Source organism: Variovorax sp. E3 (assembly GCF_016082275.1).
Taxonomy (GTDB): domain Bacteria; phylum Pseudomonadota; class Gammaproteobacteria; order Burkholderiales; family Burkholderiaceae_C; genus Variovorax.
Genome location: NZ_MOWM01000007.1, coordinates 76,365 through 93,077, shown reverse-complemented (window position 1 = coordinate 93,077; position 16,713 = coordinate 76,365). Strand labels below are relative to the sequence as shown.

The following is a 16,713-nucleotide window of genomic DNA, read 5'->3' as shown; positions in this document are numbered from 1 at the left end:
CTCAAGAGAAGTCCATGCTCAACTGCAGCCCGATCGTGCGGGGCGCGATCAGATTCACGCGTGCGGGTCCGCCGGCGGTGCTCAGGGTCGTCTCCGCGGAAATCTGTCCGCGGCGGTTGGTGAGGTTGCGCACGTAGAGGCCGAGATTGACGCGCCCCATCTGCACGCCGCCGCGCAAGTCGACGGCGGCGTACGCGGGCAGCCGGTACTGCGGTACGCCGGGGGCCTCCCTGAAGCTGCTCCAACGGTCACCGGTGTAGCGTGCCGTGGCACCGACGTAGGCGGGGTACCCGGCGATCCTGAAGTCATAGTCCGCCTGCAGCGCGGCCGAGAGGCGCGATGTGTTGGGCAGGCGGTCGCCAGCCAGGCCGCCCAGGTCGGGGCTGGCGTCCACCAGCTTCGCATCGATCACGCTGAGCGCTGTGGCCACGCGCAGCGAATCGGTCGCGGCGGCGCGCATCGTCCATTCAAGCCCCCGGGAGCGCGCGCGCCCCGCGTTGCCGATCCCGGAAAAACCTGCGCTGGCCGTGAAGACTTGCATGTCCTTCCAGTCGATCTGGTAGAGCGCGACTTCGGTCGACAGGCGACCTGGCACCACCTCGCCCTTCCAGCCCACTTCGTAGCTCCAGAGGCTGTCGGATTTGAAGGAGGAGTTGCCGAGCGCAGCCCCCGTCAACGGATTCATGATGAGGGGGAGCGGGCCGCCGGGCCGGTAGCCGCTGGCGGCGCGCACGTAGACGGCCTGCTTCTCGGCTGGGCGCCACCTGCCCGTGATCAGCCACGTGGTGACGCCTTCGGAGGATCTCGAGGCTTGCTGCGGCGACGGCGCAAACAGGCCTGTGAACTGCTGCTCGAGCTGCTGGCTGTTTCGGCTGCGTCGCACCCCGAATGTGATGTCCGTCTCGGGCGTCAGATAGTAGGTGCCCGTGCCGAACAAGGCGGTCTCCCGGAATGTCGACGGAAACTTCGCATCCGCGAGCACCGGGTTTGCGGGCTGCAGACTGGCGTCGAACGGCTGCAGGAACTGCGTCTTGGACCCGGACTCGTTCGTGTAGAACATGCCGGCCAGCCATTCGAATTGCCGGCTGCGCGGTGAAGTCAGTCGGACCTCTTGCGTGACCTTGCGGTTGTAGAACGAATAGTCCAGGCCGTACACGGGGTTGACGATGCCCGCGGGCGCCAGAAGCGGTGCATAGAGCGCCGACGCATCGACGCGGCCCGCGCTCGACGAGCGTTGCCAACCGGTGATCGCATCGAGTGTGGCCCACTTGAGGTCGACCTTGAGCGCCGCCGACAGTAGATCGTTGCGCACCTCCATGGGCTCATCGAGAAGCAGTCTCTTGGTGAGAGGTCCATCCACCGGCCGCCCGGTTGCAAGGTCGACGTCTTCAGACGAGGAGCCGTCCCTGCGCTGTCTTTGGGTCAGCGCGGTGATGCGCAGCGAGACATCCTTCGACGGAGTGACCAGGAGCGCGACCCGCGCACCGTCCGTCTTCGATCCGTCGACCAGGCGATTGCCGTGGTTCGTGTCGCGCACGAAGCCGCTTTCGGAGCGCTGGTACACGGTCGCGCGCAGCCCCGCCACGCCTTCGCTGAGCGGGGCGTTCAGCACGCCGCGCAGGACATGGCCCGAGCCTCCACCACGAACGCTCGAAGTTTCCGCCGAGGCCTGCGCGCTGAAGTAGCCGGGATCCGGTTCGACGGCCACGTACTTGACCAGCCCGCCCATTGCGCCGGCGCCGTAGAGCGTTCCCTGCGGGCCGCGCAGCGACTCGACGCTGGCAAGATCGAAGAGGCCAAGATCGAGCGAACTGGAGCCCCCTCCGGCATAGGCGGAGCTCGACCCGAAAGGCACGTCGTCGACATACATACCGACAGTTGCGCCGACTTGGGCACCCGTGGAAATGCCGCGCATCGTGAGCTGGCTGCCGCCCGTCCCTCCGCCTGACTGGCTGTGGTTGACGCCAGGCAGCAGCGCCGCGAGGTCGCTCAGCGACTGATAGCCGCCGCGCTCCATGGCTTCGCCCTTGACCACATCGGCCGTCAGCGGCACCTCTCGAGCCGGCTCCCGGCGACGTTGCGCCGTGACGTTCACGGATTCGATTGCGCTGCTTGCAGGGGCCTTTGCGCCATCTGCATTGACCGAGCGTTCACGCTCGGCGGAACCATCTGTTTGCGCGTATGAAAGAAGGGGAACGCCGCCGCAGGCAAGCGCAACGGCCAGCCGCAAGCAATGCGCCTCAGATCGCGATCTGAAGCCCGAAAAACTGCCAGTCATTTGTCTCTCTCCTAAGTGAATGAGCATTCATTTTTTTAAGAATTATGGAGAGTTCCATCTGCCAACGCAAGCACTCGTTGGAGGAAAGCCTCGTCGCCCGCGGCACGTCAGGAAGGAGAGCAGGCCCACGAACCGGCACGGCCTGGATGGCGCGGTGCCGCGAAACGAATCAGGGTTTCTTGGGAAACGTACGCACGTACGGGGCGCTTGCGCTGAGAGAACAGAGACGCCCGACTTCCAGGCGATGGCGGCCTGTGAAGTGGCTGGCCCTCAATGCATGCATGCGGGCGTGCGCGAGGCCGGGCTGCGGAACCCAGGCGCGAAGAGAAGCTCGCCCCGGACGGCCCGGGCCTTCTGCTGCGCAGAGAACCCGGGCCGGCGAATGGTCGCAGCCACACGCGGGCCCCGATCGATGCACGGCCGCACCGCGCGAGTTCGATGGGGTGCGCCCGCTTGACCGCGGGATCGGAAGTCAGTTCAGCGAATCAAGGCGCAGGCGATACGCCACGCCGTCACGGCCGGGGTCGGCACCGCCATGCAGGCCATCGGCCTGCACCTGCACGCCGTGCACCCAGCCGATGGTGTAGTTGTACGGGTTGCGGCCGACGGCATAGCCCTGTGTTTCCAACATGCGCGTGGTGGAACGCGGAATGCGGTTGCACACGTCGATGGCGTTGCTGGTGGACGAGAAACGCGGCGCCGACACCGCGGCCTGCATCTCCATGCCGTGGTCGATCACGTTGAGCAGCACCTGCAGCACCCCCATCGCGATCTGCGTGCCGCCGGGGGCGCCGAGCACCACGTCGAGCTCGCCATCCTTGAAGGTCATGGTGGGGCATGACGAGGTGAAGCGGCTCTTGCCCGGCCGGATGCTGCCGGCGCGGCCCGGACGCGGATCGAACACGCCCATGCAACCGTTGTACAGGAAGCCCATGCCCGGGGTGATGATGCCCGAGGCATGGCCAGGGAGTGGGTCAGGGAGACGGCGTTGCCGTCGGCATCCACCACGCTCAGGTGGGTGGTGTCGCGCGGCACGGGCGCCCCGGGGTTCACGCGCTCCACGTTGAAGCGGTGGCCCGCGCGGATCTGCTGCGCCACCTCGCGGGCCATGTCCTTGGACAGCAACTGGTCCAGCGGAACGTCGAAGAACTTCGGGTCGCCGATGCAGCGGTCCTTGTCGATGGTCGCCTTCTTCATGGCCTCGCACACCGCCTGCAGGTAGGCGGGGCTGTTGTGCTCCAGGCTCGCCAGGTCGAAGTGCTCGAGGATGTTGAGCATCTCCAGCAGCATGGCGCCGCCGCCCGGCGGCTGGTTGGTGGTGATGGTGCGGTCGCGATAGCGGCCCACCAGCGGCGGGTTGCGCTGCACCTCGTAGCGGGCCAGGTCGTCGAGCGTGATCAGCGCGCCCAGCGACTGCAGGTGCGTCACCATCTTCTGCGCCAGGTCGCCCTGGTAGAACGGGCGCGCGCCTTCTTCGGCGACCTGGCGCAGCACGGCGGCCATGCCTTCGTTGCGCAGCGGCGCGCCGATGGGCTTGGGGCGGCCGTCGGGGCGGCAGTACAACTCGCGACTGTCCTGGCAGTACTGCAGGCGTTCCAGGTTGCCGACGCGGCCCATGCTGGGCTCGTCGATCCAGAAGGCGTGCATGCCGGGGCGCACGAAGTAGCCGTCCGCGGCCCAACGGATGGCGGGCTCCACCACCTGCCGCCACGGCAGGCGTCCGTGCGCCTGGTGCATGGCCTCCAGGCCCTTGAGCGTGGCCGGCGTACCGATGGACTGAGGGCCGATGTCGTTGACCCGGCCCTGGAGGATGAAGCCGAACCCGTCCTTGGTCTCGCCCTCCAGCAGGTGCTCCCACATGTCTTCCCTGGCCGCCAGCGGCGCGGGCGAGTGGAAGTCGAAATACTCGTGCACCCGGGCCGCGGGCAGGTACACGGCAGCGGTGCCGAAACCTGCGATGCCGCACATCAGCGGATCGACCACCGTCTGGGCCAGCGCGGTGGCCACCGCGGCGTCCACCGCGTTTCCGCCCGCGCGCAGGATTTCAATGCCGGACTCGGCGGCCTCCGGCTGCGGGCAGACCACCATGGCTTCTTTTTTCATGACTTGTACTGAGCAGCCCCCGGCTGTATCGGCGATACGGCAAGGGGTGAAGATGGAAGAAAAAAAGCGTCGCGCTTGCGCGGGTCGCCGGCTTACTTGGCGCTCAGGTTCAGTGCCCCGAGCGTGGGGCCCCAGGCCTTGGTGTCACGCGCCGCCGTTTCCATGACCAGCGCCGAAGGCCCGGACATGGGGATCACGCCCATGCTCTTGAGCTTGGCCTGCACGTCGGGGCTCTTGTGGAAGGCTTCCGTCGCCTTGTTGAGCTTTTCCACGATGTCGACCGGCGTGCCGGCGCGTGCCACCACGGCACTCCAGCCCATGTTGTCGAAGCCCTTGACGCCCAACTCGCCCAGGGTGGGCACATCGGGCAGCTCCGGGGTGCGTTGCGGCGACAACACGGCCAGTGGATTGAGCTTGTGGTTCTTAATGTGGGGCAAGGCGGTGCCATACACCGGCGCCATCACTTCGGTCTGTCCGCCGATGGTGGCCAGGATGCCGTCGGCCTCTCCCTTGTAGGGGATGTGGGTCATCGAAATGCCCAGGGCATTGCTCACCAGCTCGACCGCCAGATGGGTGGAATTGCCCAGGCCGGCGGATGCGAAGTTCAGCTTGCCGGGTGCCGCCTTGGCTTTTTCCGTCAGGTCCTTGAGCGTCTTGATGCCCGTGGCCGGATTGGCCGACAGCACGAACGGCACCGTGGTCAGCATGGTCACGCCAACGAAATCCTTCTCCGGGTTGTAGGGCAGCGGCTTGTAGGTGAACTGGTTGAGCACCATCAGTGACACGCTGCCCAACAGCAGGGTGTAGCCATCGGCGGGTGCATTCAGCGCGCTCTGCGCGGCAATGAGTCCGCCCGCGCCCGGCTTGTTTTCCACCACGATGGTGGCGCCAATGGCCTTGCCCGCGTGTTCGGCCCACAGGCGTGCGATCGTGTCGCTGCTGCCGCCCGGGGCCTGCGACACGACCAGGCGCACGGGACGGCTGGGGTAGGCGGCTTGCGCGTACACGGTGGTGGCCGTGGCGGCCGCGAACGCGGCGCCCATCAGGATCTTGTAGACGTTCGTGATTGCTTTGGACACAGGAATTCCTCAGAGGGCTGTCGTGAAAGATGAAGTAATTTTCATGACCAACCCCGCGATCCGCCTAGTGAAAATGCAAAATGGAACCATGAAGATTCACTCATGCTTGAACGCTTAGAAGGCCTGTCCTGGGCGCGTGGCATCAAGGTCCGGCATCTGGAATCCTTCCTGGTGCTGGACGAGGCAGGCACGCTGACCGAGGCGGCGGCGCGGCTGCATATGACGCAATCCGCCATGTCGCACTGGTTGGCGGAGCTCGAACGCGTGGCGGGCACGCCGCTGGTGGTGCGCGGGCGAAAGGTGCAGCTCACGCCGGCGGGGCATCTGCTCAAGCGGCTGGCCATCACCGTGCTGGGCGACGTCGCCCGCACCGGCCGGGAGATGCATGCGGTGGCCGCGGGCCGCGTGCCGCGTCTGAACGTGGGCAGCGTCTGGGCGGGCATCGCCGGCGGCCTGCCCGAAGCCGTGACCGCGTTCCAGCAGCGTCATGCCGACGTGGCCGTGTCCATCCACGACGGGCTGTTCGACGACCTGCTCAAAGGCCTGGACACGCGTGCCATGGACGCCGTGATCGGTGTTCTGGATGCGCGGGCGCACCAGCCGCAGTTGGCACACCGCGTGCTCTTCGACGATCAGGTGAGCATCGTCATCGGTCAGGGCAGCAAGCACTGGGACAGCAACCGGCCGCTGGGCTTTGCCGACGTGCTGCGCGAGAAATGGGTGATGCCGCCCCTTGGCACGCTCACCCGCATCCAGATGGATGCCTACCTCATAGAGCAACAGGCATCGTGGCTCGTGCCCAAGGCAGAAACCTCCTCGCTGGCCATGATGCAGGCACTGCTGCAAAAGGGCGACTATGTCGGCGTGTGCGCGGAATCCATGGCGGACTACATGGCCTCGCTGGGACTGTTCCGCAAGGTCGCCATCGATTCGAACATCCGCTTCGGCCCCATCACCGTGGTGTGGAACCGCGAGCACGTCTCGGCCACCCTCATGGACTTCATTGCCTGCCTCAAGGCGCATGCACGAGGCTTGCCTGGCGCTGCAGTGCATGCGGCGACCGGCGACTAGCGCGCGACTTTGCTCGCGGGTTTCGAGGCAGCAACCTGCCGCCTCTTGGGGCCCGCGGCTTGCGCCCTAGGCGCGACTCGCGGCCCACGACGCAAAGCGTGCCTGATTCTGCTCGTTGGGCGGGTACAGCCCCGGCAGCGCGGAACCGGCCTCCACCTCGCCCATGATCCAGGTTTCCAGGCGCTCCTGTGTCAGTGCTGCCTGCACCACCTCCTCCAGCATCCCTGCCGGGATCAGCACCGCACCGTCGTCATCGGCCACCACCACGTCGTTGGGAAAGACGGCAACGCCGCCGCAGTCGATGGGTTCCTGCCAGCCCACGAAAGTCAGTCCCGCCACCGAAGGCGGTGCGGCTGCGCCCCGGCACCAGATGGGCAGGCCGGTGGCCCGTACGCCCGCCAAGTCGCGCATCACGCCATCGGTCACCAATCCCGCCACGTCGCGCTTTTGCATGCGGGCACACAGGATGTCTCCGTAGATTCCGGCGTCGGCAACCCCCATGGCACCGACCACTGCGATGCAACCCACCGGCATCGCCTCGATGGCCGCGCGAGTCGAGATCGGCGAGGCCCACGCCGCGGGCGTGGCCAAGTCTTCGCGCGCCGGCACGAAGCGCAGCGTAAAGGCCCTGCCGACGCGGCGCGGCTGCCCCTGCGCGAGCGGGCGGGTGCCGCGCATCCAGACATTGCGCAGCCCGTGCTTGAGCAGCACGGTGGTGAGAGTCGCGGTGGAAACCGCGGCCAACGCATCGACCACGGCGGGGTCGAGCGCAAGAGTTTCGATGTTCGTCATGAGAGCGTTCCAGGAAAGCATTCAGATGCTGGCAATCAACCCGCCATCGACGCGCAGGGTCGAGCCGGTGATGTAGCCCGCGCGCGGGCTGGCAAGAAAGGCGACCGCATCGGCGTACTCGCGCGGCTCGCCGTAGCGCCCCAGCGGGATCGCGCCGGTGCTCTCTGCTGCTACGGCTTCAACGGTGCGGCCTTCGCGCTCGGCCTTCTGCGCATCGAGAAAGCGGATGCGTTGCGTGGCGATGCGGCCCGGCAGCACGACGTTGCAGGTGACACCGTCACGGCCCACTTCGCGCGCCAGCGTCTTCGACCACCCCACCAGGGACAGGCGCAGCGCATTGGACAGCCCGAGGTTCGCGATCGGCGCCACCACGCCCGACGACGCGCTGGTGATCACGCGGCCGAAGCCCCGTGCGCGCATGCCGGGCAACGCACGGTCGGTGACGGCGATCACCGACAGCACCATCGCTTCGAAGTGACGGCGCCACAGGTCCAACGCCTGGCCGTGCGCGGTGGTCGGCGGCGGGCCACCGGTGTTGTTGACGAGGATGTCGATCGGACCGAGCCCGCGTTCGATGCGCACCATGCGGTCGTCGATGCAGTCCAGGTCGGCCAGGTCCCACGCCATATCGAGGGCGCGCCCGCCTGCCTCGGTGATGGCCGCGGCGGTACTTGCCGCTGCCTGTGCATCCTTGTCTGCCACGCGACCTGTGCGCCTTCCGCTGCCAACGCCAGCGCGATCGCGCCGCCCAGGCCGCCGCCGCCTCCCATCACCAGGGCCGTGCGGCCCTGCAGTTGCAGATCCATCGGTCGGCCTCCTTCACGAATCGGCCGAGATCTTGCGATCACGGATGAGCTGCGCCCACTTGCGCTGTTCGCCGCGGATGTACTCGCCGAAGGCTTCGGGTGTTCCGCCGCCCTCCTCGGCACCGAACTCGGCCAGGCGCGTCGCCACCTCGGGCTGCGCCAGCACCTTGTTCAGGTCGATGTTCATGCGGCGCACCAGCTCGGGCGGCATCGCGGCCGGGCCGACCACGCCGAACCAGATACTGGCCTCGAAACCGGGAAAGCCCGACTCGGCCAGCGTCGGCACCTGCGACAAGGCGCTCGCACGCCGCGCGCCCGTCTGCGCCAGCGCCACGGCCTTGCCGTCCTTGAGCAGGCCCATCGCGGTGGTCATGCCCTCGAAGGCGAACTTCACGTGGCCGCCCAGCAGATCGTTGACCATCGGGGCCGATCCCTTGTACGGGACGTGCAGCACCTGCACGCCGGCGCGCTGCTCGAACAGCGCGAGCGCCAGGTGTTGCGCCGACCCCGCTCCGGCCGAACCGAAGCTCACCAGACCAGGATGCGCACGGCACGCCGCGAGCAGGCCCGCCAGTGTCGGCATGGGCGAGTCGCGCGATGCGATCAGCACCTGCGGCGTCTTGCCCACCAGCACGATGGGCGCGAAGTCGCGCTCGGCCGAATAGGGCATCTGCGGGTAGAGACCCGGCGCGATGCCCAGCGCGTTGATATGCCCCATCAGCAAGCTTCTGCCGTCGGGCGCGGCTTTGGCAGCCTCGGCGGTGGCGATCATGCCGGCGGCGCCGGCCTTGTTCTCCACCACCACCGGCACGCTCCACAGCGTGGTCAGCTTCACCGAGAGGATGCGCGCCAGGATGTCGGTGCCGCCACCGGGCGGAAAGCCGACAAGGATACGTATCGGGCCACGTGGCAGCGTGGCCTCGGCCCCATGGCTGGTGGCGTGCAGCGCAGGCAGCGCCGCCGCCGCGCCCAGCCAGCCGATGAGTTGACGACGTCTCAGTCTCATGATTTTTGTCTCCGGTCGTTCGTGTTTGTTGTTGGCGGCAGGATTCAGCCGCAGTGGCTCCAGCGGCCGTACTTCGCGACTTCCTTTTCGTCGAAACCGAAGCCCAGCCCCGGCGTCTGGTGCAGCACGACGCGACCGCCTTGATGCGACAGCTGCCGATCGACGAGGCGGCGGAAGTTCAGCACCTGGTCGTCCCAGAAGAACTCGACATAGCGCGCATTCGGCGTGGCGGCCACCAGCGGTGCATGCAGGTCATGGAACCAATGCGGGCACATCTGCACACCGTAACCGGCGGCCATGGCGGCGATGCGTTTCCACTCCGTGATGCCGCCGCACACCGCCGCATCGGTCTGCAGGATCGCGGCGCCGCCCATGTCGAGCAACTGCTTGTGGTACCAGCGGCCGTAGCCGATCTCGGCGGTGGCCACGGGGATGCGCGTCAGCTTCGCGAGCCGGGCGTGGCTCTCGATGTCGTCGGGGCCGAAGGGCTCCTCGATGAAGTACGGGTTGTAGGGCTCGATGCGGCGCAGGTACTCCATCGCCTGCACGGTGTCTACCCAGCCGTTGTTGCAGTCGAGCATCAGCGCCACGTCGGGGCCGATGGCCTCGCGCGCGGCGCGCACCCGCGCTTCTTCGCCCTTCGGGTCCCAGCGGCCGGTTTTCATCTTCACCGCGCCGAAGCCCAGCGCGGCGTAGCTGGCCATCTCTTCGCCGACCATCCCGGCGGTCTTGCCGTCGAGGTAGTAGCCGCCGCTGGCGTAGGCCGGCACGGTGTCGAGCTCGACCGCACCCAGGTATTTGTGCAGCGGCAGGCCGGCCGTGCGTGCGTTCAGGTCCCACAGCGCGATGTCGAGCGCGCTCAGCGCGCGCATCACCGTGCCCATTCGGCCCTGCAGCAGCGCCTCCTGGTACATGCGCTGCCACAGGCCTTCGATGGCCAACGAGTCCTGCCCGAGCAGCACCGGCGCCAGCAGTTGCTCCACCGCGACGCGAAAGAGTTCGCCCGCCGTGCTGCCCACATAGCAGAAGCCGATGCCCTCGACACCATCGGACGAGCGCACCTTCACCAGGCCGTAATGGCGCTCGTGGACAGTGCGGTTGGAAAAAGAGGTGACTTGGTCGAGCGGAACGCGGGCGACGCAGACGTCGATGGACTGGATGACGGGCACGGGAATCTCCGAGGCAGGGTTGTGAGGACGGCGCCAGTCTGCGTCCGATGAAGCATGAAAAACAGCATGCAATCAGGTGTTCAAACCACGCAAAATACGTGGTCATGGACACCAGCTTTCTCGAGACCTTCATCGCGGTCGCCGAAGCCGGCTCGCTCGCCGAAGCAGGACGCCGGCTCGACCTGGCGCGACCACGGTCGCGCAGCAGATCCGTGCGCTGGAGACCGACATCGGCAGCCAGCTCCTGCGCCGCGCCGGCCGCACGGTGCAGCCGACCGTGGCCGGCAACCGCATCCTGGCGCGCGCCCGCACGCTGCTGCGCGATGTGCGCGACCTGCGCTCCGAAGCCTCCGACAACGCGCTGCCCGCCGGCCCGCTGCGCCTGGGCGCCACGCCGACCGCGCTGATGGGCATGCTGCCTCCGGCCCTGGTGCGCTGGCGGCAGATGCATGAAGACATCGAGGTCTACATCGAGCCAGGTACCTCCACCGCGCTGATGGCCAAGGTGCTGGCCGGCGAACTCGACGCGGCGCTGCTGGTGCACCCCACGTTCGCGCTGCCGAAGACCTGCCACTGGGTGCCGCTGCGCCGCGAGCCGCTGATCCTGCTGGCGCCGGCTCAGCTGCGCGTGCGCGATCCGCTGGCCACCGCGGCGCGCGAACCCTTCATCCGCTACGACCGCGGCGTGGTGGCCGGCAAGCTGGCCGACGAGTACCTGCGCCGGCATGGCGTGCGTCCGCGCGTGCAGTTCGAGCTCGACGGCATCGAACACATCGCGAAGCTGGTGGCCGAGGGCCTGGGCGTGTCGGTGCTTCCTGACTGGGCCACGGTGGGCGCGCCGCAGGCCGACCTGAAGCGCTGGCCCTTGCCGGCGCCATGCCCGGTGCGCACGGTCGGGATGCTGTGGCTGCGCGGATCGGCCCGCGCGCCGCTGGCCGACGCGCTGGTGCAGTTGGTGAGCGCGCCCCGCTGAATATCACCGGCCTCAGGCGGGGGCATCCGAGTCCTTCGATCTATCCGCTCGATGCGTTCGGCGCGCATGCGGGCCAGGAAGGCTCCCGGCGGCGCTTTCGCGGAAGCTACCGCGCCATGGGTGAGAACTACGCCAGATACTCGATGGCATCGATCAGGCGGGTACTCGCGACAAAACCCGGACTGAAAAATGCAAAAAAGGCCCGCCCTTGGAAGAGCGAGCCTTGATTGAGAAACCGAAAAGCCGGCTTTTCTGATTTAGAACGGAATGTCGTCATCCATGTCGTCGAAGCCCGACGACGACTTGGCCGGTGCCTGGCGAGGCGCGGGGGCCGGCGCACGCGGAGCCGCCGCGGGCGCGCGCGGGGCGTAACCGCCACCACCACCGCCGCCGCCATTGCCGCCCTGCGAATAACCGCCGCCGCCACCGCCGCCTTGCGAGTAGCCGCCGTCGTCGTCGCTCGGACCCGACGGTCCGCCCTGGCCCTGGCGGGCGCGAGCATCTGCATCTGGTCGGCGCGGATTTCGGTGGTGTACTTTTCGATGCCGTCCTTGTCGGTCCACTTGCGCGTGCGCAGGCTTCCTTCGACATACACCTGCGAGCCCTTGCGCAGGTACTGGCCGGCGATTTCGGCCAGGCGGCCGTTGAAGACGATGCGGTGCCACTCGGTGGCTTCGCGCATTTCGCCGCTTTGCTTGTCTTTCCAGCGATCGGTGGTGGCCACTGTGACGTTCGCGACCTGATCGCCGCTCGGGAAGGTCCGCATTTCGGGGTCGCGCCCCAGGTTGCCGACGACGATGACTTTATTGACCGATGCCATATGCACTGCCCCTGATAAGTAGATGAAGGAGAAGGTTGAGAGGAACCCTCCATTGTGCCCGAAGGCGACTGGCCCGATTTCCCATCGGTGCCAGAATGGCCCTTCCCATGAACCGCGAACCCGACTTTTTCGAGCACCTGCGCAACGAGCTGTCCAGCGGACGCGTCTGGCTCGACCGGGCCATCGTGCTGGGCTACGCCATCGCGGCCGGGATCTTCGTGGTGGGCTTCACGCTCGCCAGCGACTGGGCCTTCGGCGAATTCCACCGTTTCTACCGCGCCTGGCCCTGGGCCGTGCTGCTGACGACGCCGCTCATCGCGGTCGGCATCGTGTGGTTCACGTTGCGCTTCTTCCCCGGCGCGGCCGGCTCGGGCATTCCGCAGATCAAGGCGGCGCTGCACCCGGCCCTGCCGGAGGAGCGGCGCTTCTTCTTCGCCTCGCTGCGGCTCACGGTCGCCAAGATCGGGCTCGGGGTGGCGGGCTTCGCGGCCGGCCTGTCGATCGGCCGCGAGGGGCCTTCGGTGCAGGTGGCGGCCGGCGTGATGCAGCATGCGCGCCGCTGGCTGTCGCCCAACACCACCATCGACAGCCGCGCGCTGCTGGTGGCCGGCGGGGCGGCCGGCATCGCGGCGGCCTTCAATGCGCCGCTGGCAGGTGTCGTCTTTGCCATCGAGGAGCTGTCGGGCCGGCTGGAGGCGCGCTCCAGCGGGCTGATCATCACGGCCATCGTGCTGGCGGGCCTGGTGGCGGTCTCGGCCTTCGGCAACACCAGCTATTTCGGCGTGATCCGCGTGCCCCGGCTGGGCTGGGACGCGCTCGGCCCGGGCCTGCTGGTCACGCTGCTCAGCGGCGCGGCGGGCGGGCTGTTCGCGCGGCTGCTGATTGCGTCGCTCACCGGCACGCCGGGACGCTTCAACCGCTGGCGGGCGCGCTTTCCGCTGCGCTTCGCGGCCGTGGGCGGGCTGGCGGTGGCCGTCATCGGGCTGGTCACGGGCGGTGTCACCTTCGGCGCGGGCTCCGAGGCGGTCAAGCAGATGCTGCAGGGCCACGACGAGCTGACGCCGCTGTACACGCTGCTCAAGTTCATCGCGACCTGGCTCACGGCGTGGTGCGGCGTGCCGGGCGGCATCTTCGCGCCGTCGCTGTCCATCGGCGCGGGCATCGGCGAGGCGGTGGGCCAGTTGGCCAGCAGCGACCTCGGGCCGGCGCTCATCGCCATGGGCATGGCCGGCTTCCTGGCCGCGGTGACGCAGGCGCCGCTCACGGCCTTCATCATCGTGATGGAAATGGTCGACGGCCACTCGATGGTGCTGAGCCTGATGGCCGCCGCCATGCTGGCCAGCCTGGTCTCGCGCATGATCAGCCGCCCGCTGTACGACACGCTGGCCGAGCACATGGTCGGCCGGGCCATCGGCAGCACCGAGCCGGTGCACGCCGCATCGCCGCCACCGGAAGCCCCCACGCCAGAGCCGCCAGAACCAGCCCGCTCGCCATGAATTCCCCGGCGGTCTATCATGTCCGGTTGCCCTCGGACGATCGCCCCCTTGAATTCAACATCCACTGAAGACACCGCGGAGCGCGACGCGCAACGCGAACGCGACACTTACCTCGGCGCGGTGCTGGCGCAGCAGCGCATCAGCATCCGAGGCGCGCGCACCCACAACCTGAAGAACGTCGATCTCGACATTCCGCGCAACAAGCTGGTGGTCATCACCGGCCTGTCGGGCTCGGGCAAGTCGAGCCTGGCGTTCGACACGCTGTACGCCGAAGGGCAGCGCCGCTACGTCGAGAGCCTGTCGGCCTATGCGCGGCAGTTCCTGCAGCTCATGGACAAGCCCGACGTCGACGTCATCGAGGGCCTGTCGCCCGCGATCAGCATCGAGCAGAAGGCCACCAGCCACAACCCGCGCTCCACCGTGGGCACGGTGACCGAGATCCACGACTACCTGCGCCTGCTGTTCGCGCGCGCCGGCACGCCCTACTGCCCCGACCACCACCTGCCGCTGCAGGCGCAGACGGTGTCGCAGATGGTCGACGCCACGCTGGCCCTGCCCGGCGAGCCGCGCCTGATGATCCTGGCGCCCGTGGCGCGCGAGAAGAAAGGCGAGTTCCTGGAACTGTTCGCCGAGATGCAGGCCGCCGGCTACGTGCGCTTTCGCGTCGACGGGCAGACCTACGAATACAACGACCTGCCCAAGCTCAAGAAGACCGAGAAGCACGACATCGACGTCGTCATCGACCGCCTGCGCGCGCGCGCCGACATGCAGCAGCGCCTGGCCGAAAGCTTCGAGGCCGCGCTGCGCCTGGCCGAAGGCCGCGCCATTGCGCTCGAACTCGGCACCGAGGGCGCGCCCGACAAGGAGCACCTGTTCAACGCCAAGTTCTCCTGCCCGATCTGCCACTACTCGCTGTCGGAACTCGAGCCGCGCCTGTTCTCGTTCAACTCGCCCGTGGGCGCCTGCCCCAGCTGCGACGGCCTGGGCCACCGCGAGGTGTTCGACCCGGCGCGCGTGGTGGCCTTCCCGTCGCTGTCGCTGGCCAGCGGCGCCATCAAGGGCTGGGACCGCCGCAACGGCTACTACTTCAGCATGATCGAGAGCGTCGCGAAGCACTACAAGTTCGACGTCGACGCGCCCTTCGAGTCGCTGCCCGCCTCGGTGCAGCAGGTGCTGCTGCAAGGCTCGGCGGCCGAAGAGATCAAGTTCAACTACACCATGGAGTCGGGCAACTTCGCGGGCAAGAAGCTCACGAAGAAGCACCCCTTCGAGGGGATCATCCCGAACATGGCGCGGCGCTACCGCGAGACCGACTCGGTCATGGTGCGCGAAGACCTGGCCCGCTTTCGCAACCTGCAGCCCTGCCCCGACTGCGGCGGCTCGCGCCTGCGCCGTGAAGCGCGCAACGTGTTCCTGGTCGACGAGTCGAGCCGGCCGGCCGACGGCGGCGAGCCGCCGCGCATGGCCATCTTCGAGCTGAGCCACCTCACGCTGCGCGACTCGCTCGCGTGGTTCCAGAACCTGCGGCTGCGCGGCTCCAAGGCCGACATCGCCGACAAGGTGGTGCGCGAAATCGGCCTGCGCCTGAAATTCCTCAACGACGTGGGCCTGAACTACCTGAGCCTGGACCGCAGCGCCGAGACGCTCTCGGGCGGCGAGGCGCAGCGCATTCGCCTGGCGTCGCAGATCGGCTCGGGCCTCACCGGCGTGATGTACGTGCTCGACGAGCCCAGCATCGGCCTGCACCAGCGCGACAACGACCGCCTGATCGGCACGCTGAAGCACCTGCGCGACATCGGCAACAGCGTGATCGTGGTCGAGCACGACGAGGACATGATCCACGCCGCCGACCACGTGATCGACATGGGCCCCGGCGCCGGCGTGCACGGCGGGCGCGTGATGGCGCAAGGCACCTACGCCGAGGTGTCGGCCAACCCCGACTCGCTCACCGGCCAGTACCTGTCGGGCACGCGCAAGATCGAGGTGCCGAAGCACCGCACCGCGTGGCTGCCGGCCGTGAAGAAGCCGGCCTTCAACGAAGGCAAGAAAGCATCGCGCTTTCCGCAGAGCCCCGCCGCCGAACGCCGCGCCGCGCGCGAAGCCGCGCACCTGGCCTCGCAGACCGACCTGCAGGAAATTCGCGTCGTCGGCGCCACCGGCAACAACCTGAAGAACGTGAGCGTCGCCTTCCCGGTCGGCCTGCTGACCTGCGTGACCGGCGTGTCGGGCTCGGGCAAGTCGACGCTGGTGAACGACACGCTCTACACCGCCGTGGCGCGCACGCTGTACCGCGCGCACGAGGAGCCGGCCGCGCATGAATCGGTGGAAGGCATCGAGTACTTCGACAAGGTCATCAACGTCGACCAGAGCCCCATCGGCCGCACGCCGCGCAGCAACCCGGCCACCTACACCGGGCTGTTCACGCCCATTCGCGAACTGATGGCCGAAACCAACACCGCGCGCGAGCGCGGCTACGGCCCGGGCCGCTTCAGCTTCAACGTGGCGGGCGGGCGCTGCGAGGCCTGCCAGGGCGACGGCGTGGTGAAGGTCGAGATGCACTTCCTGCCCGACGTGTACGTGCCCTGCGAGGTGTGCCACGGCCAGCGCTACAACCGCGAGACGCTCGAGGTGCTCTACAAGGGCAAGAACATCGCGCAGATCCTCGAGATGACGGTCGAGACCGCGCACGAGTTCCTCAAGGCCGTGCCGACCATCGAGCGCAAGCTGCGCACCCTGCTCGACGTGGGCCTGAGCTACATCAAGCTCGGCCAGTCGGCCACCACGTTGTCGGGCGGCGAGGCGCAGCGCGTGAAGCTTGCGCTGGAGCTCAGCAAGCGCGACACCGGCCGCACCCTGTACATCCTCGACGAGCCGACCACCGGCCTGCACTTCGCGGACATCGAGCTGCTGCTGAAGGTGCTGCACCAGCTGCGCGACGCGGGCAACACCATCGTCGTGATCGAGCACAACCTGGACGTCATCAAGACCGCCGACTGGCTGATCGACATGGGCCCGGAAGGCGGCGCGGGCGGCGGCACGGTGGTGGGCGAAGGCACGCCGGAGGACATCGCGGCGAACGAGGCGAGCCACACGGGGCGGTACTTGAAGCGGCTGCTGTAG

Annotated in this window: 8 protein-coding genes and 4 pseudogenes; 4 read left to right on the top strand and 8 right to left on the bottom strand. The window is 67.9% G+C overall.

All coding sequences use genetic code 11. From position 1 onward, the window contains the following. Nucleotide 1 precedes the first annotated feature (1 nt). The 3 genes and pseudogenes from BMG07_RS04550 to BMG07_RS04540 form a co-directional block, all read right to left on the bottom strand. On the bottom strand, nucleotides 2–2,278 hold the full coding sequence (locus BMG07_RS04550) for a TonB-dependent receptor (protein ID WP_198083550.1): 2,277 nt from the start codon (nucleotides 2,276–2,278) through the stop codon (nucleotides 2–4). Between the two features lie 472 nt (nucleotides 2,279–2,750). Further along, nucleotides 2,751–4,381 (bottom strand): annotated as a pseudogene (gene ggt / locus BMG07_RS04545) (gamma-glutamyltransferase). Between the two features lie 92 nt (nucleotides 4,382–4,473). After that, on the bottom strand, nucleotides 4,474–5,460 hold the full coding sequence (locus tag BMG07_RS04540; RefSeq protein ID WP_198083549.1) for a tripartite tricarboxylate transporter substrate binding protein: 987 nt from the start codon (nucleotides 5,458–5,460) through the stop codon (nucleotides 4,474–4,476). 102 nt (nucleotides 5,461–5,562) lie between these two features. On the opposite strand from BMG07_RS04540, the gene BMG07_RS04535 reads away from it, so the two are divergent. After that, nucleotides 5,563–6,531 carry a LysR family transcriptional regulator gene (locus BMG07_RS04535; RefSeq protein ID WP_198083548.1) on the top strand — a complete coding sequence of 323 codons (969 nt, stop codon included), beginning with the start codon at nucleotides 5,563–5,565 and terminating at the stop codon, nucleotides 6,529–6,531. A 66-nt stretch (nucleotides 6,532–6,597) separates the two neighbouring features. On the opposite strand, the gene BMG07_RS04530 is transcribed toward BMG07_RS04535, so the two are convergent. From BMG07_RS04530 to BMG07_RS04515, 4 genes and pseudogenes are all read right to left on the bottom strand, one after another. After that, the gene (locus tag BMG07_RS04530; RefSeq protein WP_198083547.1) at nucleotides 6,598–7,323 is read right to left on the bottom strand and encodes a ribonuclease activity regulator RraA; all 726 of its coding nucleotides are present in this window, start codon (nucleotides 7,321–7,323) and stop codon (nucleotides 6,598–6,600) included. A 21-nt stretch (nucleotides 7,324–7,344) separates the two neighbouring features. Then, a pseudogene (locus BMG07_RS04525) lies at nucleotides 7,345–8,129 on the bottom strand (SDR family oxidoreductase). 13 nt (nucleotides 8,130–8,142) lie between these two features. Next, nucleotides 8,143–9,129, bottom strand: coding sequence for a tripartite tricarboxylate transporter substrate binding protein (locus BMG07_RS04520; protein ID WP_374221235.1), 987 nt, complete (start codon nucleotides 9,127–9,129; stop codon nucleotides 8,143–8,145). A 50-nt stretch (nucleotides 9,130–9,179) separates the two neighbouring features. Continuing rightward, the gene (locus BMG07_RS04515) at nucleotides 9,180–10,304 is read right to left on the bottom strand and encodes a mandelate racemase/muconate lactonizing enzyme family protein (RefSeq protein WP_198083545.1); all 1,125 of its coding nucleotides are present in this window, start codon (nucleotides 10,302–10,304) and stop codon (nucleotides 9,180–9,182) included. Nucleotides 10,305–10,408: 104 nt separating this feature from the next. Between BMG07_RS04515 and BMG07_RS04510 the strand changes: the two are divergent. Next, nucleotides 10,409–11,277 (top strand): annotated as a pseudogene (locus tag BMG07_RS04510) (LysR family transcriptional regulator). A gap of 257 nt (nucleotides 11,278–11,534) precedes the next feature. On the opposite strand, the pseudogene ssb reads toward BMG07_RS04510, so the two are convergent. Then, nucleotides 11,535–12,097: pseudogene (gene ssb, locus BMG07_RS04505) on the bottom strand (single-stranded DNA-binding protein). Nucleotides 12,098–12,204: 107 nt separating this feature from the next. On the opposite strand from ssb, the gene BMG07_RS04500 reads away from it, so the two are divergent. After that, nucleotides 12,205–13,593 (top strand): chloride channel protein, encoded by a 1,389-nt coding sequence (locus BMG07_RS04500; RefSeq protein WP_198083544.1) that lies wholly within the window; start codon nucleotides 12,205–12,207, stop codon nucleotides 13,591–13,593. An 18-nt stretch (nucleotides 13,594–13,611) separates the two neighbouring features. Continuing rightward, nucleotides 13,612–16,713, top strand: coding sequence for an excinuclease ABC subunit UvrA (uvrA, locus tag BMG07_RS04495; protein WP_198083543.1), 3,102 nt, complete (start codon nucleotides 13,612–13,614; stop codon nucleotides 16,711–16,713).